Source organism: Natrinema sp. CBA1119, assembly GCF_002572525.1.
In the GTDB taxonomy this organism is placed as follows: Archaea; Halobacteriota; Halobacteria; order Halobacteriales; family Natrialbaceae; genus Natrinema.
This window is the reverse complement of sequence record NZ_PDBS01000001.1, coordinates 3798575-3818274: the sequence shown is the minus strand read 5'-3', so window position 1 is coordinate 3818274 and position 19700 is coordinate 3798575. Positions and strand designations below refer to the sequence as shown.

At 60.1% G+C, this 19700-nt stretch carries 16 protein-coding genes, 1 tRNA gene and 2 pseudogenes; 7 read left to right on the top strand and 12 right to left on the bottom strand.

The window, feature by feature from the left end; genetic code table 11:
* Window positions 1–211: 211 nt before the first annotated feature.
* Both CP556_RS18770 and CP556_RS25475 read right to left on the bottom strand, forming a co-directional pair.
* Entirely contained in the window at window positions 212–1894 is a 1683-nt protein-coding gene (locus CP556_RS18770; protein ID WP_098727002.1) for an acetate--CoA ligase, read from the bottom strand.
* A 224-nt stretch (window positions 1895–2118) separates the two neighbouring features.
* The gene (locus CP556_RS25475) at window positions 2119–2514 is read right to left on the bottom strand and encodes a DUF8081 domain-containing protein (RefSeq protein ID WP_141551715.1); all 396 of its coding nucleotides are present in this window, start codon (window positions 2512–2514) and stop codon (window positions 2119–2121) included.
* Window positions 2515–2665: 151 nt separating this feature from the next.
* Between CP556_RS25475 and CP556_RS18765 the strand changes: the two are divergent.
* Both CP556_RS18765 and CP556_RS18760 read left to right on the top strand, forming a co-directional pair.
* A pseudogene (locus tag CP556_RS18765) lies at window positions 2666–3335 on the top strand (ADP-ribosylglycohydrolase family protein).
* Between the two features lie 178 nt (window positions 3336–3513).
* A complete protein-coding gene (locus CP556_RS18760) occupies window positions 3514–4236 on the top strand; it encodes a class I SAM-dependent methyltransferase (protein WP_098727001.1) in 723 nt (240 codons plus the stop codon).
* Window positions 4237–4676: 440 nt separating this feature from the next.
* Here the strand turns inward: CP556_RS18760 and CP556_RS18755 are convergent, their stop codons facing one another.
* Both CP556_RS18755 and CP556_RS18750 read right to left on the bottom strand, forming a co-directional pair.
* Window positions 4677–6008 (bottom strand): hemolysin family protein, encoded by a 1332-nt coding sequence (locus CP556_RS18755; RefSeq protein ID WP_098727000.1) that lies wholly within the window; start codon window positions 6006–6008, stop codon window positions 4677–4679.
* Between the two features lie 342 nt (window positions 6009–6350).
* A pseudogene (locus tag CP556_RS18750) lies at window positions 6351–6737 on the bottom strand (DUF234 domain-containing protein); the annotation flags it as partial.
* A gap of 398 nt (window positions 6738–7135) precedes the next feature.
* Here CP556_RS18750 and CP556_RS18740 point away from each other — a divergent pair.
* The gene (locus CP556_RS18740; protein WP_098726998.1) at window positions 7136–8134 is read left to right on the top strand and encodes an LLM class flavin-dependent oxidoreductase; all 999 of its coding nucleotides are present in this window, start codon (window positions 7136–7138) and stop codon (window positions 8132–8134) included.
* 270 nt (window positions 8135–8404) lie between these two features.
* On the opposite strand, the gene CP556_RS18735 is transcribed toward CP556_RS18740, so the two are convergent.
* The 3 genes from CP556_RS18735 to CP556_RS18720 all read right to left on the bottom strand — a co-directional run bounded on the left by CP556_RS18735 (window position 8405) and on the right by CP556_RS18720 (window position 10556).
* Window positions 8405–9154 (bottom strand): cyclase family protein, encoded by a 750-nt coding sequence (locus tag CP556_RS18735; RefSeq protein WP_098726997.1) that lies wholly within the window; start codon window positions 9152–9154, stop codon window positions 8405–8407.
* Entirely contained in the window at window positions 9151–9474 is a 324-nt protein-coding gene (locus tag CP556_RS18730) for a hypothetical protein (RefSeq protein ID WP_098726996.1), read from the bottom strand. Before CP556_RS18730 ends, CP556_RS18735 begins: the two co-directional genes overlap by 4 nt.
* Before the next feature lie 452 nt (window positions 9475–9926).
* Window positions 9927–10556, bottom strand: coding sequence for an MBL fold metallo-hydrolase (locus CP556_RS18720; protein ID WP_141551714.1), 630 nt, complete (start codon window positions 10554–10556; stop codon window positions 9927–9929).
* 162 nt (window positions 10557–10718) lie between these two features.
* Between CP556_RS18720 and CP556_RS18715 the strand changes: the two genes are divergently transcribed.
* The gene (locus tag CP556_RS18715; protein WP_098726993.1) at window positions 10719–11321 is read left to right on the top strand and encodes a PaaI family thioesterase; all 603 of its coding nucleotides are present in this window, start codon (window positions 10719–10721) and stop codon (window positions 11319–11321) included.
* 314 nt (window positions 11322–11635) lie between these two features.
* On the opposite strand, the gene CP556_RS18710 is transcribed toward CP556_RS18715, so the two are convergent.
* Both CP556_RS18710 and CP556_RS18705 read right to left on the bottom strand, forming a co-directional pair.
* Window positions 11636–11710 (bottom strand) — tRNA-Glu (locus CP556_RS18710).
* Window positions 11711–11885: 175 nt separating this feature from the next.
* The gene (locus CP556_RS18705; RefSeq protein WP_098726992.1) at window positions 11886–13139 is read right to left on the bottom strand and encodes a helix-turn-helix transcriptional regulator; all 1254 of its coding nucleotides are present in this window, start codon (window positions 13137–13139) and stop codon (window positions 11886–11888) included.
* Between the two features lie 208 nt (window positions 13140–13347).
* Here CP556_RS18705 and CP556_RS18700 point away from each other — a divergent pair, with 208 nt between their 5' ends.
* Entirely contained in the window at window positions 13348–13926 is a 579-nt protein-coding gene (locus CP556_RS18700) for an MBL fold metallo-hydrolase (RefSeq protein WP_098726991.1), read from the top strand.
* Between the two features lie 71 nt (window positions 13927–13997).
* On the opposite strand, the gene CP556_RS18695 is transcribed toward CP556_RS18700, so the two are convergent.
* The 3 genes from CP556_RS18695 to CP556_RS18685 are packed head-to-tail and all read right to left on the bottom strand — an operon-like array spanning window position 13998 to window position 15790.
* On the bottom strand, window positions 13998–14834 hold the full coding sequence (locus CP556_RS18695) for an ATPase (protein WP_098726990.1): 837 nt from the start codon (window positions 14832–14834) through the stop codon (window positions 13998–14000).
* A complete protein-coding gene (locus CP556_RS18690; RefSeq protein WP_098726989.1) occupies window positions 14831–15097 on the bottom strand; it encodes a DUF5827 family protein in 267 nt (88 codons plus the stop codon). The genes CP556_RS18695 and CP556_RS18690 overlap by 4 nt, the downstream gene beginning before the upstream one ends.
* A 57-nt stretch (window positions 15098–15154) precedes the next feature.
* Window positions 15155–15790: an IS6 family transposase gene (locus CP556_RS18685; RefSeq protein WP_098726988.1), complete on the bottom strand. Its 636-nt coding sequence runs from the start codon at window positions 15788–15790 to the stop codon at window positions 15155–15157.
* A 197-nt stretch (window positions 15791–15987) separates the two neighbouring features.
* Here CP556_RS18685 and CP556_RS18680 point away from each other — a divergent pair, with 197 nt between their 5' ends.
* Both CP556_RS18680 and CP556_RS18675 read left to right on the top strand, forming a co-directional pair.
* On the top strand, window positions 15988–17769 hold the full coding sequence (locus CP556_RS18680; protein ID WP_098726987.1) for a sensor histidine kinase: 1782 nt from the start codon (window positions 15988–15990) through the stop codon (window positions 17767–17769).
* 85 nt (window positions 17770–17854) lie between these two features.
* Window positions 17855–19618, top strand: coding sequence for a sensor histidine kinase (locus CP556_RS18675; RefSeq protein WP_098726986.1), 1764 nt, complete (start codon window positions 17855–17857; stop codon window positions 19616–19618).
* Window positions 19619–19700: the final 82 nt, after the last annotated feature.

Here is a 19700-nt window from a genome sequence, read left to right as displayed (position 1 = left end):
AGGGTAAGGACACACGAGTCGAGATCGATCCCTTAGCAGAACTCGTAGCAATGGCTGACAAACAGTCATAACGGACCCACAGGGGCCCTCATTCATCGTTTAACTATCGGCGTGACTGGGGAAATCGTGAGATATCGAAGCGAAAGAAATGGCCGAGAACGCCGGCCACGCGTTTTCCGAACACGATTTGTGACATCCTCACCCGCGTACGTCAGATCCCCTCACGGTCTCGCAGCGAGGCCCGCCGGACTTTGCCGGTGGCGGTCTTGGGAAGTTCGTCGACAACTTCGATTTCGCGCGGGTACTCGTACTTCGCAAGGCGGTCGCGGACATGCTGACGGATCGACTCTCGTAGATCGTCGCTCGGTTCGGCGTCGGTGGTCAGCACCACGAACGCTTTCGGCACCTCCCCGCGCTCGTCGTCGGGAACGCCGATCACCGCGGCGTCAGCGACGGCCTCGTAGCCGGCGACGCTGTCCTCGACTTCTTCCGGGCCGATACGGTAACCCGCGGAGATGATTACGTCGTCTTTCCGTCCTACGAACGCCACGTAGCCGTCCTCGTCCATCTGCCCGAGATCCTCGGTGAGCAGCCAGCCGTTTCGTACTTTTCCTGACGTCTTCTCCGGTTTGTTCCAGTACTCCACGAAACAGACGGGGTTGTTCTCGTACCGAACGGCGATTTCGCCGGTCTCACCAGTCTCGACGGTCGGTTCGGCTGTCTCGGGATCGACAATTGTCACCTCGTGACCGGGGCCAGCGCGGCCGATATAGCCCTCGCGGAACTCCGTCAGGGCGGTGCAGTCGCCGATGAGCATGTTCGCCTCGGTCTGACCGTAGCCCTCGTGGACAGCGGTGTCCCCGAAGGTGTCCTGTGCCCAGTCGACGATGGACTGGCCCAGCGACTCGCCGCCGCTGGCGATGGTTCTGAGCGTCCCAACGTCGAACCGATCGGTGTCCTCGACTTGCATCATCATGCGCAGGGCGGTCGGTGGCGCGAAGAAGTTCGAGACGCCGTACTGTTCGATGATTTGGAAGGCCGCTGCGGGGTCGAACTGCCCCCCGTTGTAGGCGACGACCGGCTTCCCGTAGTAAAGGGCGGGCATTACCACGTCGAACAGGGACGCGATCCAGGCCCACTCGGCGGGCGTCCAGAACACGTCGCCCTCCTGTAGGTCCATGTTTCCGAAGGTCGTGACGAAAAGCGGCAGGTGTCCGAGTATCAGTCGCTGGGCGTGGCGCACGCCCTTCGGATCGCCGGTCGTCCCGGACGTGTAGATGAGAATCGCGTCGTCCTCGGCGTCCGTCTCGACGGTGTCGAACTCTCGAGAGCGGTCGTCGATGGCGTCCCAGAAGGCTGCTTCACCGGCCGCCTTGTCCGGCGTGACGTCACCGACGGTCAGCGTGGTATCGAGGGCTGGCAGCGACTCACGGGCCTCCCGGAAGTTCCCGATATTGGATTCGTCGACGACGGCCGCGACGGCATCGCAGTCGTCGAGTCGGTACTCGATAGCGTCGGGGCCAAAAAGCGTCGAGAGGGGGACCGACATCGCACCGAGTTTCCAGGCGGCGAGATGAGCGAATACCGTCTCCGGCCGCTGCGGTGCGTTCACGCCAACCCGATCGCCCTCTTCGACGCCCTGTGCCCGCAAGTAGTTCGCCAGTCGGTTCGTCACGTTTCGCATCTGCCAGAACGTGTACGTCTCCTCGGTACCCGCCGCATCCGCGGCGAACAGTGCGACGCGGCTCTTGTCGTCGGCCCACCGATCACACAGATACGTCGCCATATTGAATCGATCGGGTACGTCCCACTCGAACGCCTCGTGTAACTGCTCGTAACTGTCCCAGTCGTCCTCGTAGAAGTGGTACGCGTCCAAGCGTTGTCCTCGTGTCATAGGTGGCTATGGTGCCGTGGCATGGTTTTCCAGTACTTACTCGCTCGGTGCGATAACAAATGACACGTTTTCGGCCGGTAACAAAAAGGTAAGGTGAAAATGGACAAATGGTTAACAACGGAAATAGAATTAGTGGATACCAGCGTGTCATAGAATACGTCTCACACCCTCTACCTGACGATTATACAGCTCTCAATTCGCGTATGAGCCTGTAGTTTCGCCAGTCATTGGATTTGTTCAATACACATTTCGTGAATAATACCTGTTGAGAACCATTGTATGACACGCTCAGAAGGGTTGTGCTCTGCGAGAGGATATGCCTGAACATTATCAGGGTCATTCGGAGCAGCTGTCTGAATCCGAAGTTCACCATCCGACGCGGATAGTTTCTTTACATAGTGATTGACTTGGAATCTTGTCCCAAACTCGAGCGTTTGACTGTACTCTTGAACGATATTTCGAAGCCTCGCATTGACATCAATTGCTCCTAATTTCACCGCGACACGATAGCCTGTCTCCTCCCCAGGTTTGATCGGTTCATCTCTGTCGACTGAATCGGTCGGTTGCTCATCCAGAACCAGATTGCCATCATGAAATCGATACTGATCAGAATCATTCATGTGTAGAGATGTGCCTGTGGTCGTGGCTGATTCGGTAGTTCGAACGTAGCATCAAACTCGGCCAATATTTTTCGATCACGACTTCAGAGATACTGACTTGGCAGTTCCTTGGATCACAACCATTAGCAACCAGATATGTGAGTATTACTGTATGGCGCAATCACGAGCACAGGGAATCTTACTGGGGCTGGCATGTGGGGACACACTCGGACGCCCAGTCGAATTCCAGAACCCGAACCGAATCAAGGAAACGCACGGGCGGGTAACCGAAATGCTCGCTCACGGGACTCACGGGCAGCCCGCAGGAACCATCACTGACGATACGGAGATGGCACTCTGTATCGGTCGCAGTCTCGCGGAACACGGCACATTTGAGCCAAAAGACGTTGCCGCGCGATTCGTCGAGTGGAAGCGTTCTGGTCCGTTCGACATCGGGATTATGACCTCGAGTGCACTCCAGCGAATCCAGAACGGCGAACCGTGGGACGAAGCTGGCCACCGTGAGTGGGAAGCGAGTGTTGAACCGATCACTACTGCCCTCCATGGCGAGCCGGTTGATATCTCCCTCGAAAATTCGGGATACGTCGTCACGACGCTACAGGCAGGTCTGTCACGGGCTAACCGCCGAGAGTGCTGCAGATGCGGTTGTCGACGCGGTGATGATGGGCGGCGATACGGATACGATTGGTGCTGTTGCCGGCGCAGTCGCAGGTGCCCGGTTCGGTGCAGATGCTCTTCCGGAACGATGGGTCGTCGAGATTGACGAAGCAGACGAGCTGCGACAGTTAGCATCTGAACTGACCAAGCAACGATCGAAGTAGTCTCAGTTGTAGCTCGGCAATTCTTCTCCGAGACTGTTCGATGACTGGCTTCGCTCTGTTTCGAGTGGCTCTGTAGTTCACATTCCAGGGGTCGTCCCCCTTTTGCAAGTCATTAAGTGGGGGACTACCAACCTGACCGATGGGAATACATATTCCGTCGCCAGTCGTTGCAGAGCGTATGAAGGCCGCCGTCCGGACGAACTTCGACGACAGCGTCTCCGCCTACGACGCCTACGAGCAGCGAACCGGCCGGTTCACCGCCCTCGCAAAACTGTTGGCCACCGAACTGTCGGCTCGAGCGGACAACCCCGTCAACGCCGTCCTTGACGCCGGTGCCGGTACTGGCGTGAGCACGCGCGTCTTCGCCGAGCGGGCACAGCGAACGGTCGCGCTGGACATCAGCCGCGAGATGCTGCGCAAACTCAAGGCTGCGCCGCGGATCGAGGCAGACTTCGATCATTTGCCGTTCGTCGACAACTCATTTGACGGCGTCGCGTTTACCGCGTCGCTCTTTCTCGTCCCCGATCCTGCAGTCGCGGCGCGGGAGGCTGCCCGCGTCCTGCGTCCGGACGGGGTCGTCGGTGCCGTCGCGCCGCTTGGTTGGGTCGATGCCGACGGAACGGACGTTTTCGCGGACCTCGAGCGGGAGTCGCGGTCGCCAACGGGCGCAGATGCGGTCGAAGCGGCGCTCGCCAACGAGGTTACCGTCACCACGGGTACCTGGTGCTTTGCGACGACGGCCGAGGACGTTCGGCGTTTCCACGCGATTCCAGCGATGGCGGCGCGTCTCTATCCGAGACTCACCGTCGACGAGCGCGTCACGAAGGCACGTGCGTTGCTCGCAGGCCTCGAAGGCACCGTCGAACAGCGGTGGCGATGGATCGTCGGCGTCGCGGAGTAGGTCATCTCCGATAATCCATACCCGGTTTCTTTTTGCACTAGCTCTGATGGCGACCGTCCCTATTCACTCGTGAACTCTTGAAGAGCACTCTCCACACGATCTCTGACAGTGTCGTCGAGATTATTCGCTCGAAGGTCGCGGAGTGTCTCAACTGAAACCGGGATGTCGGCGTTCGCAACGAGCGTACAGGCGTTTGCCCGCACCTGGGGGCAGGTATCTCAAGCACCGTTTCCAGCTGCGAGTGTTTGCTCTGGACACTCTCCCAGTTCGCTTTTCCAGCACGAAAGAATACGATCGAGGCGTTGAGCCGGGCTTGAATGTTCGGGTTGATAAACCGTGCTGTGAGTGCATCGGCGTGACGGATCACGACATCAAGTTGGTTGACTGGCTAACTAACAGCGAGAATCCGAACAGACCAACTGATCAAGTCCATACTCCACTCAGTCCACCGCTGGATCATCGAGATCTTTTTCATGGACCCATACCGTCGAAATTCGGGTCCCCTCGACGCTCGTTACCTCAACGACGTGACCGTCGACCTCGACGCGGTCGCCAGGTTCTGGCGCACGATTGAGTTGCCCGAGCACCAGTCCACCGATCGTTTCGACCTCCTCGCTTTCGAAGTCCCCAGCCAGAGCATCGTTAACGTTCGACAATTGGACTCCTCCGTCAATGTCGTATCCCTCATCGTCACGCTGGCGTATCGAGGGTTCGCGCTCATCGAGATCAAACCCGTCTCGAAGGTCTCCGACGAGGGCCTCCACGATGTCTTCAACCGTTGCAATCCCCTCGAATGCTCCCCACTCGTCGATGACCGCCGCCATCTGCTGTCGATCCTCCCTGAACTGTATCAGGAGATCGCTAATTGCCATTGTCTCGGGGACGATGAGAATGTCGCGGGCGATGTCATCGACTATCTCGGCATCCCCATTGTCAACCTCTGCTCGCAGCACGTCCTTGACATCTACGAATCCAACCACTTGGTCACCGTTGTTGGCATCAAGCACCGGATAGCGCGTGTGTCCGGCCTCTAAGACGGTCGAATGAAGTTCGGATAGTGTGGCATCCGCCGGAACGCTCACCACGTCCGGTCGTGGAACCATGACCTCCCGCACCACGGTGTCGTCAAGATCGAAGACGCGCTCGATCATCGTCACTTCTGCCACGTCAATGTCCCCGCCCTCGCCGGATTGTGTTAGCACCCGAAGGAGCTCCCGCTCACCGAGTGTCTCATCCGTTTCGGAAGCGGGTGGCACACCGAGCCACCGCGTGAACGCGTTGGCCGCCCCGTTGAAGATGACAATTCCCGGATAGAGTATGTAATAGAAGGCCTTCATGGGCGGGGCGAGGAACAGTGAGAGTCGCTCGGTCTGGGCAATTGCGAGCGTCTTCGGCGCAAGTTCACCGAAGACGACATGGAGAAACGTGATGATACTAAAGCCGATTGCGAAAGCGACGAGATGGATGAGATTCGCCGGGAGAACCGGTTGCAGTATGGGCTCGAGGAGCGAGGCGATGGCGGGTTCGCCGACCCATCCCAATCCGAGTGAGGCGATGGTGATGCCGAGTTGTGTCGTGGCGAGGTAGTTGTCGAGATTCGTCATCACTTCTTGGAGCGTCCCCGAGCCGGGCCGCCCCTCCTCGACGAGCTGGTCGACCGATGTTCCCCGAATTCGAACGAAGGCGAACTCTGCAGCAACAAAAAAGCCGTTTAATACCACGAGAATCAGTGCTAAGACGAGTTGTGCCGCCGAGAGCGCAACGTCTACCATTGGTGCTCCCACAAAGTACTGCCGTTCGATTGGAGTATGTCCATATCTATTCATCTCGTCCCATTTACTAAAATCCTTTAAATAATTCGCGGATGACCGACTGCTGTCAGTAGTGATCTGGTCCCGTGGATCTAGAGGCCATAGACTGTCCTCCTCGTTCCGCCGACTGTCTGCGAACATGGAGTCTCGACATTCATTAGGCAAATTAGCATCGGGTCCTGCTGAAGAGACTCTCTGTAGTCAGCACCAGGTTTCAGTCGCAATACGAAGAGTCCGCAACTGAGTAAACGATTGATGAAGTCGATAAACTGAGGTACTGACAAGACAACTCAGAAAATCGTCCTAAGCCTTGTTTCCTGTGAGTGCATTCACGACATCTGTGACGGTAAACAAACGGAGGTCATCTCGTTGACTGGCAGCTTCTTCGACTGACTGCTTGAACCCACTTTGAGAGAAGAGTGCGTACTTGACGACCCGGTCGCTCCCGTTTTGTGGCGACCATCGAAGTTCGTCGCCGTGGTCTTGGAGGTTCGACAGCGCGTCGTATCCGAGTGGCGACTGTTGGAATTTGCACTCACCGACGATCAGCGTCTCGCCGGTTGTCAGGCCGACGACGTCGATCTCGTGCTCACCATACCACCATTGTCCTGTGTTTGTGATCATGTGTTCCGGGTAGAGCGTTCGAAGTGCGGAACAGCAGAGGTCTTCAAACGAGTGGCTGACAAAGTCGTGTTCACTCGACTATCGAGAGGAGGATGGAGTTCTATTCACGGTTCCATCACCCGTGTACGGCGGCGGAAGTGTCCACCACTACGCAAAAGACGAGCACCGACCTGTTGTCGCACTCGAAAGTGGTGATATCGTCAAGCCCACGGAGCTGATCCCTGATAACTGCGATCAAAGATAACAGCCCTGGTGTAACTTGATACTTTAATTCGTCTTTGCCAGTCTGATCCCAAATTGACGATGGAAGCAGTTCGAAGAATACCCTGAATGTCGAGAAGCCACCGATCCAGAGAGCGCCGATTGACAACCAAATACTGCTGAGAAATCTGTGAACTGTCTCGAGATCAAGCCCCACCCTCACGGCACGAAAGTTGAAGTCCACGGCGACGAACTGACGACCGATGCCCAAATTCGGACTCGTTCTCCCCGACGAGTTTTCCTCCGTATCGCTCGAGCAGACGCTGGCGTTCGCTAGACACGCCGACGAAGCGGGCCTTCACTCGGTCTGGAAACAGGAGGCCTCCGGAAGCAATGGGGTTGCCACGCTCGCTGCGATCACGCAGTGTACGACCGACGTCCGGATCGGGACGGGCGTTGCCAGCGTTTACTCTCGAACTCCCACGCTGCTCGGGATGAGTGCCGCAACGCTCCAGCGCCTCTCGAGCGGCCGTGCGCTGCTCGGACTCGGCGTAAGTTCGCCGCCGCTCGTCGAACAGTGGCACGGGCTGTCGTTCGACCAACCGCTTCGACGACTCCGAGAGACGATCGAGATCATCCGGCAAACGACTGCCGGCGGGACCGTCGACTACAGCGGGGACGTGTTCGATATTGGCCCGTACACCATGGCACTCGAAACGTCTACCGACGTACCGATATTTAACGCCGCGATCGGCGATGCGAACCGACGGCTCACCGGGGAGTACGCGGACGGTTGGTTGCCGGCGTTCGTCCCTCAGTCATCGTTTTCGGCCACCGTCGCGGACGTTCGCGAGAGTGCGCAAGCGGCCGGCCGAGAGCCGGATGACGTGGTCGTGGCGCCGTGGATCCCGACCGCAGTCGACACCGACCCGGACCGCGCTGAACGGCGAGTACGGTATCTCCTCGCACAGGAGATGGGGATGGGGTACCACGAACAGGTGAATGCGCACGACTTTGGGGACGCCCCGGACAGGGCGCACGACCTGTTCCGCGGGGGAAACCGCAAGGGGGCGGTCGCTGCTATCTCCGACCGGATGGTCTCGGAACTGACCGTCGCCGGAACCGAATCGGATGTTCGCGACCAGTTTCGGCGGTACTTCGAGGCCGGGGCCGACGTGGTCATCGTGATGCCCTCGATGGACGCGTCCGCCACTGAAATCGAGAATCTGATTGAGGTACTCGGCGCTAGTTCGAGCAAGTGATTAGCAGGCGACCAATATCTGACCAAAGTAGCTGTCGGTCGAACGCGGATTCGTTGCTTGTCACCCGAACGGTTACTGCAGTCACCCGCGACCGCGCTCCTCGACGAACAACGTTTGCTTCTCCGGGCGGTCGATTATCACGTCTGCGCGCTGTCCATCGCTCTCGATGCGAATTAGCCGGTTTTGGTTTCAGACACACGACGCGCTCATCCGGACACGTCAAAAGCATTTTTCTCGCCTCCATCCAAGCGATAAGTCAGTTTCTGGGACTTACTGCGGTGAGGCTGATCGGGCTGCTACGAACCGCGTCGGCGCTCCGTCGCCTCGCCTGAGGGCCAGCGGAAATCCGAAGACGGTCGGACGAGCGCCGACCAGCGAATGCGGGATTCTGAGGTGTTCCGCGATGAGGACGCCCTCAGACAGCAGCGTCTGATGGATAGGGTAGTCGTCCCAGTCGTCAGGTCGCGTCGCCCGGGGTCGGTCGGGACTCGGGACGTCCACGGCCAACAGCGACACGTCCTGCTCGAGCAGCCAATCGCCGACACCGGCCGCGAACCACGGATAGCGCTCGTAGTCCTCGTCGCCGTACCGCTCGCCCCATCCTGTCCGGACGAGGAGAATATCGCCGGATCGAACGTCGCCCGCTGCCGCTGCCAGTTCGTCCGCAGGGATCGCTTCGGACTTGTCACGGCTCACGTCCACGACCGTCGCGTCGCCGACGAACCGAGCAAGCGGAATCTCGTCGATCGTCGCACCGTCAGGGATCATGTGTCGGGGCGCGTCGACGTGTGTCCCGACGTGAGTCGGAGTTCCGATCCATTGGGCGTTGGCTCCGTCGCGATCGACGTCACTGAGCGTCTCAAACTCGGGCGCGGGGAGCGCCGCCGAGTGCGGTACGTCGGCGTCGAACGGCTGGGTGAGATCCACCCAGTCCACGGTATCTTCGTCGATGGCAACTGTCTCTCGGCCATTCGAATCGATCCCGTCGTCGTTCCCTGCAGCGCCATCTCGAGCAGTCATCGTTCCGGAGCGGTCTCACGAACGAACTCGATCGTTTCTTCGGCCGACGTGATCGGGCCGAAGATCGCCGCAACACCCTCTTTGAGGCCGTCCGTGATTTTCGGGACGAGCGTGTCGTGGGTGCCAAAGAGGCCCGCGACCTCCTCCTGGACTGCCGCCCGAACGATCTCGCCGAGGGATTTGTGCAACCTGGAGTAGATGGCCTCGAAGCCCGTATCGTGGAACGCACGCGCGATGACGTGTGCGCCGCGGTCGTGGCCGTTGAGTCCGACTTTCGCCGTGAGACATCGAATCGATTGCTGTTTGTTCTCAATATTCATAGAACGAGCTATTCTTGGCGATCCTATTGTTCTATCGGACGGGCAGATAATTATCGCGCAACTCAACGCTGAGCAGATGCGCGGTCAAACGGGTCCTATCCCGTGATCTGTGGGTCGAACGCTACCGGGCGCGATTTCTTCCTGATAGCTATCGTGGTGTTCTACGAAGACTGTCATGATCTTGTTCATCGTCGCGTAGGTCTTTACCGAAACAGCGTCGTCGGTACCGAGTACATAGAAGAGATCGTCGAGCGTTTCGAAACTCTGTTCGATGAAAGTCTGTTCCTCCTGCAGTGTTCACTCTTGCACCTTGTACTCAGAGGCGTCCCGTTAGAAGCCGACTTGACATCCTCCCCTCCCTAACGCCCGAATGGCTGCAGGTAGTCCGTTTCCGTGCCGGCCCCAACCGCCGGACACCAGAGCGGTTCGGATTGACTTTGTGCTGTTTGCGGTCACTCGAGGTCCGCGATGAGCGTCTCGACCGGGTCGTGTCCGATCTCCGTGACGTTGCCACCGTGGCTGAGCAGGACCGTCTCAAACCCGTACTCGGTAAGGACCGAGACGCTGTTGCGCGTCTGCTCGTCGTCGGCATTGTAGTCTGCGGCGATGACTGCGAACGGCCCGCTCCAGTCCCCCGCCGCAGCGAACGGCGAGTCAGCGGAAACAACTGTATCCCCGGCCACGAGAATCTCCTCGTAGAGATAGGCCATATTGTCCGGCGTGTGGCCGGGCGCTGCAATCGGGGTGATGCCCCAATAGATGTTGTCGGTTGTGAGCGGATCGTCAACCTCGAGCCCGGCCGCTTCGAGAGCCGTAACATCGCCGGCCGGGGCGGCAATGTCGAGGTCGTCGATGGCCGCGCGCAACGCCGGGACGCCCCCGTAGTGGTCGGTATCGCCGTGTTCGACGATAGCGACATCGATACCGTGTGCAGTCGCGATTTCGGTCAGTTGGTCGGCAGTATCCTCGCTTCCGGCGCCGAACAGGACCGTAGCGCGCTCGGTGTCGAGTACGTGGACCCCAAGCGGTTCATCGTACGCCCATTCCAATTCGTAGCTGTACACTCCGGGTCGGATTTCCATGCTACTCCACATCTCACTATTGGCATTGTTACTAACCCTCATATAGTGTGAGGGGGTGACGGCAGTCGACTCTCGTCACAGCAGCGCTCGACAGTTTTGGATAGCTCAGTCTGCCTGCCGGAGGCACAACCTCCACATAGTAATCTATCGTATCGGGTGACTATGGTCGACAACGGGGATGAAACGCGGACGGTCGAGTTGTCGCTATCAGCGTCCGAGTACGACCGATTACAAGCGGTAAGTAACGATCCAGACGAGATCCTCGAGGATGCCCTTCGCCGGGAGTTGCGTGTCCGGGAGGGGATGGCAGCCGTCGAGGCACGGCGGCGTGGGGAAGCCGATGATGACTTCGACCTCCCCTCACCGGGACCACCCTCGGACTCTCCCATCGGAAACCTGCTTGGCTGGGAGGTCGAGTCACTCGGCGACGGCGAAGCCGTCCTCTCGATGGAGGCGACTAGCCGGCACGCGAACCGGGGCGGTCCCGTTCAGGGCGGCGTCATCACCGCGCTGGCGGACACGACGACTGCGGTCGCGTTCATGACGACGCTCGAGGAGGGCGAATCGACGACGAACATCGAACTCAAGATTAACTTCCTTCGGCCGGTGTTCGAGGACCGCCTCGAGGCGACGGCCACGGTCGTCAACCGAGGCCGGACCCTCGGTCTCGTCCAGTGTGATGTACAGACATCTGAGGGAAAACTCGTCGCACGGCTCTCGACCACTTACATGGTCTTGCGTGGCGATCGAGCCGAGGGGCGCTGACTCGAGCGCTGTAGGCCTCCCCTGGGCATGTAGCGGTTCGGCAGCGGACGGAGTCTGAGACTGCGCTAGCAGATCGGATAGCCCGGCAAAACGGGAAAACCGCAAGACGGCGTGGCTATGTGTGGATCCTTCGAATTTACTTGACCTAGGCGTTGAGTCGAACATGGATGACCTCTGCAGGCCAAAACCGCAAGAAGGGAACCGGATTGGGATGCTCCGACTGGGATTTGAACCCGATGCAAATCCTCGCTCCGCTCGGATTTCCGTGCTTCGAATCCCACCCGTGCGCGCTTCGCTCACTACGTTCGCTACAGTGCTCCGACTGGGATTCGAACCCAGGTCATTGCCGTGAGAGGGCAATATGATTGGCCGGACTACACCATCGGAGCGCGACGCGCCGTCTCGTTCCGGGCCCTGCGCCGCGTGGTACACAGGACATCGGAGCGGGCGTCGTCTCTATCCAATCGTTGCGCAGTACGATGTTTAAGGATTCCGTTTCATTTCGGGGCTGTCGATCCCTGCCATGCGAGAGCGGGTCAGTGGCCGACGTTTCGTCGGTGATCGCTACTCGTCGAACGGCGACTTGGTCGCTTCCGGTTCGAATCCCTCGAGGCTGATGATGTTTTCGCGGCCAACGCGGAGCTTGCTGATGGTGCCGTCGTCTTCCATATCGGAGAGCAGCATGCTGACCTTGGACTTCGACCAGCCGGTTTCCTCGACGATGTTGACCTGTTTCATCCGGCCGCCGTTCTCCTGGATGAGCGTGACGACGCGGTCCTCGTCCGTCATGAGTTCCTCGTCGGAGAGTGGTTCGGGCTCACCGTCGGACTCACCATTTGTGTCTGCCGCTGCTGGCGGCGGCGCCGAACCGTCGGTAGAATCGGACGCTGTAGCGGCGACTTCCTCGCTACCGGGCCCGCGTCGTCGGTACCAGACCACTGCTGCAACGCCGATGCCTACACAGAGGAGGGCACCGACGAGATACCAGCCCAGACTGAGATCACTCATCGTTTCGAGGAGTCCGGTTTCGGCACTCCCGGCGCCGGGTCGATCGAACACTGCTCGGGGCCGGCCATCGATAAACTCTCGCTGGCCGCTCCACCGAACCGACGTCGCGTCCTCGAGCGAGGTGCCGGCGTACTGTCCGTCGTCGGGTTCGATGGACCGGAAGGTGAGATCGCCGCCCGCCTCGATCACGATCGCCTGATTCGACGCGAGCGGGAGACGTTCGAAGACATCGCCGACGACGATCCGGTCCGCTTCGACGACGCCGAATCCCGTCCAGGTAAACGACATTTCGACGACGCCCGTCGCGGTGGATTCGTTCCCGGCAGCGCCCGTGGCGGTGAACTGTTCTTCGACCTGCGCTGAGCGACGGAAGTTCGTCGCGTCCATCTCTCGACCGGTCGTCTGTGCACCGATTTCGGTCAGGGTACGCGATTGATTGGTGAACCCGTCGTACAGATCCGTCTCGTTGGCTTCGAACTCCTCGGCGAAGGCCTCGAAGTTCTCCCTGGCAGCGGTCGCGTTGTCGTCGTTCGCGAACAGCCGTTCGTATCTGAACGTCCACGTCGCGCTGCCGTTCTCGTGGACGGTGATCTCGAACGTCGTCTCGTCGAAGTCCTGCGTTTCCTGCGTGACGAGCGGGCTCCCGTCTGTCTGGGCGACCATCGTGGCGGATCGCGTCTCGGCCGGAGCCGGCTCCGTCACTGATGGCGAAGCGGACCCAGTGTCGGCCAACGCGAACGGTCCGCAGACCCCGGTCACGAGCGCGAGGATAAGGAGAACGACGAATCCGACGGAGCCCGGCCGGTTCATTCGTCTACTCAGTGCGTGCCGGAGCTAAAAATCCTTGTGAATAGCGGGATAGATGCAAATCGGATCACAGACCGGATGATCGGTGGAGCATTTCCGAGAGCCATGTGCTCGGGACTATCCAGACACTGGACTGGATCGTGGTGTCTTTGCTATCGCCGCTCAGGCCCGTGTCGATAGCCACAAATCACTCGACCGAGTAGCGCCAGCCATGATCACGAACCTCGCGGAAGGCGTACAGGCGTTTACCAGCAACGTCTTTCTCGTCCCCGGCGACCGGCCCGTGCTCGTCGATACGGGTGCGAACTTCGACCTCGTCGACGCCGTTCACGATCGAATCGACGACATCGACGCCGTCATCCTGACGCATACGCACCGCGATCACGTCGGAAACCTCCCGGCGGTGAAAGATGCCTTTGATGTCGACGCCTGGGGGTATGACACCTCGATCGACGGCGTCGACCACGCGATCGCGGATGAGGAGACGATTCAACTGGGCGACCACGAGTACGTCGCGCTCCACACGCCGGGACACAAGGACGATCACCTCTGTTTTCACTCGAGCGACGCGAGCGTGCTGTTCGCGGGAGATCTCGTCTTCCAGAACGGGAGCTTCGGCCGAACCGATCTCGAGGAGGGCGACCGAGACGCCCTGATCGAGAGCATCGATCGGGTGCTCGAGCGGATCGATCCGGAACTCGAAGCGATGCACACCGGTCACGGACCGAGCGTGACGAGCGACCCCTACGATCACGTCGAACTGTCGGCGCAGATGGCGCGACAGATGTAGACTCGGCTCGTCCGGCCTCGAGTTTGCGGGCTGGCTCCTCGCGGAGAGCCGTTAGAGCGGTCGGAAATCGGTTAGATCGATACTCGTCCGGCGGCGTCGAGTAACTCGTCATAGGCGTGATCGTACGCGCGGGCGATCCGTGCGGGATCGTCCCGTGTGTCGCTGTCGAGCGGTGGCAGCCGAACGCGCTCGAACGGATCGAGATAGTCGAGTGCGTCGGGGACGCGCTTCTCGAGCGTTCCGTCTCTGGGGCTCGAGCTTGCGACCTCGCAGGCCCGACAGTAGCGATCGCCGTCGTATATCCGAACGCGACCGGGTTCGACGGCCGCGACTGCGGCGATCGACGCGGGATCCAGCGACGCGAGCGGGAGCGCAATGTCGCTGTAGGATTCGACGACGGCGACTTCGGCTGCCTCGATCTCGTCGGCCAGCCGTTCGAACGCGGGGACGTACTCCCGCTCGGCGAGGTCGTTGAACTCCTCGACGGTCTCGACGGGGATCGCGTCCGCGAGCGGAAGGGCGTCGGCGACAGCGTTCGGAATCTCGGCGGTCGCGTTGCGGACGAATAACGACTCGTCGACCCCGTGACCGATCCGGTCGACGACGAACTCCCGATCGGTCCGTCCGAGTAGGCCGCTTCCGCCATCAGGGGTGGGCCGCCAGAGCCGGTGGACGGGATTGAGTCGTTCGGGCGGTCGGCCCCGGCCGTCTGCTGCCGTGAGCCGCATTGCATCTTTGCCATAGAGCCGCCCGCCGTCGAGGGCGCGACGGCAGTCGTCGTGGTCGAACCAGAAGTCGTTGCCGGCGCGGGGCTTGTAGCCGGCCGCGCCGGTTCGATCGAGCAGACCGGCCGAGAACGTGGTCTTGCCGGCGTCGACGCGATCGGCACCGACCACGAGGAGGATCATTCGCTCAGGCCGTAGTAGCCGGGTTCGTCTTCGTCGCGGGGCTCGGCGACCACGAGGTCGTCGGCGTTGGTCATGACCCACGGAATCGCCCAGTCGAGCAGGATGTCCTCGGTCTCGGGCTCGAGTTCGGCGTCGGGTTCGACGCCCTGCAACAATCGAGCGATCTCGTAGACGGTGTACATCTGGTCGTCTTCGAGGAGCTCCGCCGGCGTGTAGAAGTCACACGGCGGGAGGTTCTCGAATTCCGATTTGGGGACGGGCATACACCACCGTACCGTCGGCCAGTGCCTAAATGGTTCGTTCCCGATCGACCATCGTGTTCAGATAAGCTGATTCCATGCGAAGGCGAACGATCTGAGCCACTGATCAGCAGTGTCTGCGTGAGCGTTACTAAAGCAGTTTGAGAAGGATGAGGTTCGGCGTTTTATCTCACGAAAAACACGTTCGATACTGTTCCGATTTCCATGTCGTTCGTATCTGAAATCGAGGCCATGTCGTTGACAAGCGTAGTTCAGCGATTTATCGCCATCGACGAGAAACACGGCGTCATCGACGTCGTGTTTCTCACGTAATTCCGTGAAGAACGTACTGGCTATGACCTTGGTTCTAGTCGGTTCAATCTTTGTATGCAGTAATTCGTTTGACTCTGGATCGACAGCGGCGTACAGCCAATACTGTTCATCGCCGAGCCGGATCACCGTCTCGTCAACCGCAACGTGATCCGGACTTCGACAGGGATCGGGCTGTAAATCTGCCTTGTGAACCCAATTATGAACCGTCGATCGAGCCCGTTCAATACCAAATATCTCGAGAACTCGAACAGTATTCGAAAGCGAGAGTCCAGCAAGATGGAGTTGAATACTGAGCTTCATCAACAGCCGCGGTGTTGCTTCTCGCTCCACAAAATCCAAGTCGAACTGGCCGATACTAGGACTGAGGCGTGCGTTTTCGGGCATGAATCACTTTGAAAACGCCACGCCTCACTCCTTCAGCCTTATCTGAACAGCACCCGATCGACCGATCGAGACGGGAGCGGACCACCGACCGCGATCTTCACGCGTTTGTGATGAGCGCCGCTTTCGGACCGGTGCAAGCGTTGGAAGCGTGCGAAATGGCCATTGCACTTTATATACTCGGTACTCGAGTACGAACGATGACACAGGGACTTGACCCCATCCTCTTGATTTACATCCTTTCGGCGCTGTTGAGCGGTGCACTCGCGGTGATTCTCTGGCAGCACCACGGTAAGACCGGTGTGATCCCGCTTCTCGGGACCGTCCTCGCGGTGGGGTTGTGGGACGTGTCGCTAGTGTTGCTATCCGTTATCGGTCATCCCCTTGCAACTACCGTACTGACCGGAACGTTATTCCTGGGCGTCGGATTCGCGACGATGACGTTTCTCGTCTTTACCCTCGTGTACACCGGACGGGAGCAGTTCCTCACGACGCCGATACTCGCCGTCCTGTCGGCCGAACCAATATTGTTGGCCGTCCTCGCCGTCGTCAATCCGTCTCATCTCTTCTTCGAATCGTTCAACGGGACCCTTGAGCCCGGCCCGCTGCTCTGGATTCACCTCGGCTACGCGTACCTCGTTTTGGGACTGGTAACGGTCCTCATACTCGGATTTCTCTACCGGTCCCGATCGCTGTACAAGGGCCAGAGTGCAGCACTCCTCTTCGGAACGCTCGCGACCTGGATCGCAAACGGCGTCTACGTCGCCGGTTTCGTCGAGTTCGATACGTCACCGATCGGATTCGTCGTGGCCGGATCGTTGTACGCGGTCGCCATCGTTCGCTACCGACTGGCCGACGTCGTCCCGATCGCCCGCGATCGCGTCATCGATACCGTCACTGACGGCGTCTTCGTCATCGACACGGACGACCGGATCATCGATATCAACCCCGCCGCGCGGGACCTGTTCGAGGGCGCCGACAGCTCCGTGATCGGGACCGACGTCCACTCGTTGATCGCCGGCTATCCCGTGCTGGAAGAGCAGTACGACGAGATTACGACTGCCCCCGTCGAGTCGGAGCGGGAGTTTTCGCTCGGTACCGTCGCCTACCACGTCCGGTCGACGCCGATCGAGGACAGCCGAGATCGCCACGTCGGCTGGCTGCTCATCATCCGTGACATTACCGAACGGAAACGCCACGAAGAACGCCTCGAGCAACAGAATGACCGTCTGGAACAGTTCGCGAACATCGTTTCCCACGACCTTCGAAACCCGCTGAACGTCGCGGACGGCTACCTCGATCTCGCTCGCGAGGCCGACGATCCGGCCCAGTATTTCGACGAGATCGACCGATCACACGACCGAATGGAGACGATCATCGAGGACGTGCTCGCGCTCGCCCGGGAGGGCTCGGCGGTCACCGATCCCGAACCGGTCTCACTCGCCGATCTCGCCGAGCAAGCCTGGGAGAGCGTCGACACCGGCGATGCCACTCTCTCCGTGACGTCCGATCTGACGATTCTCGCCGACCCGAAGCGGATTACCCGCCTGTTCGAGAACCTGTTTCGGAACAGCGTCGAACACGGGACACCGGACGCAACGGACGACGGCGCGGACCCGATCGGGTCGCCGCTCGAGGTCGAGGTGGGCACTATCGGCGCGGACGATGGCGGTGGATCGGTGGGATTCTACGTCTCCGACGATGGTCTGGGACTGCCCGACGAGGGCGAAGATGTCTTCGAGGACGGCTACACGACCAACGCGGAGGGAACCGGGTTCGGCCTGAGCATCGTCCAGGGAATCGCGACCGCTCACGGCTGGACCGTCACTGCCGGTGAGGGCGAGCGCGGCGGTGCCAGATTTGACTTTACCGGTGTCGATTCCGACGGTGCCAACGAGTCCAGCGCGGACGGTTCAGTTGGGACGCTCGGGTCTCCCGTGCCAGCCTCCGATGGACAGCCATCGGATACGACGCCGTCCTGAACCGACGCCGTCGGGCAGTCGATTGGTCGCTTGACCAACACTATCGGCCGGTGCCTATTACTTGATTCGGGCTACCTATCAGGCGATGGCGGATCTCCTGTCGATCACTCAGACGATCTATCTGCTCGCCACGCTCACGGCCGTCGTGGCGAGCGCCTTCCTCTGGCAGTATCGGAATCGAACCGGCGCGGTGACACTCCTGTCGCTGCTGGGCGGGCTCGCGATCTGGAACGGATCGGTCTCGCTCGTTCTCGTCACTGATAGCGTCACGGTCGCCTCGCTTTCGCTCCGAACGGTGTCGGTCGGTGTCGCACTCGTCTCGCTGATGAAACTCCTGTTCGTCCTTGAGTACACCGGGCGGGAACGCTTGCTTCGGCCGCGGATCGTCGGTGCGCTCGCGATTCCGTCGATGGCTCTCGTGCTCTTGGTGTACACCAATCCGGGCAATCTCCTGTATACGACGCTGGAGCCGGCCACGGCGGGAGCGATACCGATCACCTACGAGTTCGGCCCCGCAGTCGCGCTCTACCTCGGGTACGCGTACGCAGTGAACGCCGCTACTACCGCGATGATCCTCAAGTTCCTGTATCGATCGCGGGCGGTGTATCGCGGACAGAGTTTCGTCCTGCTCGGTGCGGCTGTGGCACCCTGGCTCGCACACGGAATCTACGTGCTCGACCTCGTCGCGATCGATCTGATGCCGATCGGTGGTATCACGTCGGGCATCCTGTTTACGGTCGCCGTCGTTCGGTACCGACTGTTGGACCTCATGCCAATCGCCCGCGATCGAGTGTTCGACAGCGTCTCCGCCGCGATCTTCGTCATCGATGATACCGACCGCCTCATCGATATCAACCCCGAAGGCCACCGGCTGCTCGATCGCGTCGGTGACGATACCGCATCCCCCATCGGTCGACCGTTCCAACCGTTGTTCGCCGGAACGGAGTTCTGTGACCGCTACGAGACCCTCACCGACGGCAGGGAACGGACGGCCGTACGAGCGACGATCGACTCGTCCCATTTCCTGCTGACGGGGGCGCCGATCGACGACGACCGAAATCAACACGTCGGCTGGCTGCTGATCGCCCGCGACATCACCGATCGGACGAACCGCGAATCGAAACTCGAGGAATCGAATGCCCGTCTCGAGGAGTTCGCCACCATCGTCTCGCACGATCTCCGGAACCCGCTAACCGTCGCCAGGGGCTATCTCGAACTCGCGTCCGAAACGGGCGACAACGACGGGTATTTCGACGAAATCGAACGCTCTCACGAGCGGATGGAAACGATCATCGAGGACGTCCTCACGCTCGCCCGCGAGGGGGCGGCCGTCACCGATCCGGAGCCCGTTGCGCTCGCTACGGTCGCCGAAACGGCCTGGAACGGCGTCGATACCGGATCGGCATCGCTCGCTATCGACGCGGACGTCTCGATCTTCGCGGACCGGACGCGGTTGACGCGGTTGCTCGAGAACCTGTTTCGCAATTCGATCGACCACGGGACGGAGAGCACGGACGGTGCCGGCCTCGAGATTCGAGTGGGAACGATCGACGACTCCGCAGACGACTCTTTCGGCGGGTTTTACGTCGAGGACGATGGCATCGGTATTCCGGCCTGCCGACGGGAGAGGGTCTTCGAAGGCGGGTACACGACGGACGAGGAGGGAACGGGGTTCGGGCTCTCGATCGTCGACCGGATTTCGACGGCCCACGGCTGGACGAGCGGTAGTACCGAAAGCGAGACCGGCGGTGCCAGATTCGAATTCCGTGGGGTCGATTCGGCCCCCGATTCGAGCCCGACGGAGTCCGCTTCCGGGGCCGATATCGAGGCCGAGTTGCCGCGGGACTGAACCGCTCGTTCGGCTCGCGACTATCGGACAGAACTCGTGATTCTTCCTTTTCTCCGGCAATTCGCCAGTTACTCCTCCATTC

Coding starts and splice junctions, on each gene's coding strand:
- CP556_RS18770 (WP_098727002.1), bottom strand. CDS start 1,894: ATGACACGAGGACAACGCTTGGACGCGTACCACTTCTACGAGGACGAC.
- CP556_RS25475 (WP_141551715.1), bottom strand. CDS start 2,514: ATGAATGATTCTGATCAGTATCGATTTCATGATGGCAATCTGGTTCTG.
- CP556_RS18760 (WP_098727001.1), top strand. CDS start 3,514: ATGAAGGCCGCCGTCCGGACGAACTTCGACGACAGCGTCTCCGCCTAC.
- CP556_RS18755 (WP_098727000.1), bottom strand. CDS start 6,008: ATGGTAGACGTTGCGCTCTCGGCGGCACAACTCGTCTTAGCACTGATT.
- CP556_RS18740 (WP_098726998.1), top strand. CDS start 7,136: ATGCCCAAATTCGGACTCGTTCTCCCCGACGAGTTTTCCTCCGTATCG.
- CP556_RS18735 (WP_098726997.1), bottom strand. CDS start 9,154: ATGACTGCTCGAGATGGCGCTGCAGGGAACGACGACGGGATCGATTCG.
- CP556_RS18730 (WP_098726996.1), bottom strand. CDS start 9,474: ATGAATATTGAGAACAAACAGCAATCGATTCGATGTCTCACGGCGAAA.
- CP556_RS18720 (WP_141551714.1), bottom strand. CDS start 10,556: ATGGAAATCCGACCCGGAGTGTACAGCTACGAATTGGAATGGGCGTAC.
- CP556_RS18715 (WP_098726993.1), top strand. CDS start 10,719: ATGGTCGACAACGGGGATGAAACGCGGACGGTCGAGTTGTCGCTATCA.
- CP556_RS18705 (WP_098726992.1), bottom strand. CDS start 13,139: ATGAACCGGCCGGGCTCCGTCGGATTCGTCGTTCTCCTTATCCTCGCG.
- CP556_RS18700 (WP_098726991.1), top strand. CDS start 13,348: ATGATCACGAACCTCGCGGAAGGCGTACAGGCGTTTACCAGCAACGTC.
- CP556_RS18695 (WP_098726990.1), bottom strand. CDS start 14,834: ATGATCCTCCTCGTGGTCGGTGCCGATCGCGTCGACGCCGGCAAGACC.
- CP556_RS18690 (WP_098726989.1), bottom strand. CDS start 15,097: ATGCCCGTCCCCAAATCGGAATTCGAGAACCTCCCGCCGTGTGACTTC.
- CP556_RS18685 (WP_098726988.1), bottom strand. CDS start 15,790: ATGCCCGAAAACGCACGCCTCAGTCCTAGTATCGGCCAGTTCGACTTG.
- CP556_RS18680 (WP_098726987.1), top strand. CDS start 15,988: ATGACACAGGGACTTGACCCCATCCTCTTGATTTACATCCTTTCGGCG.
- CP556_RS18675 (WP_098726986.1), top strand. CDS start 17,855: ATGGCGGATCTCCTGTCGATCACTCAGACGATCTATCTGCTCGCCACG.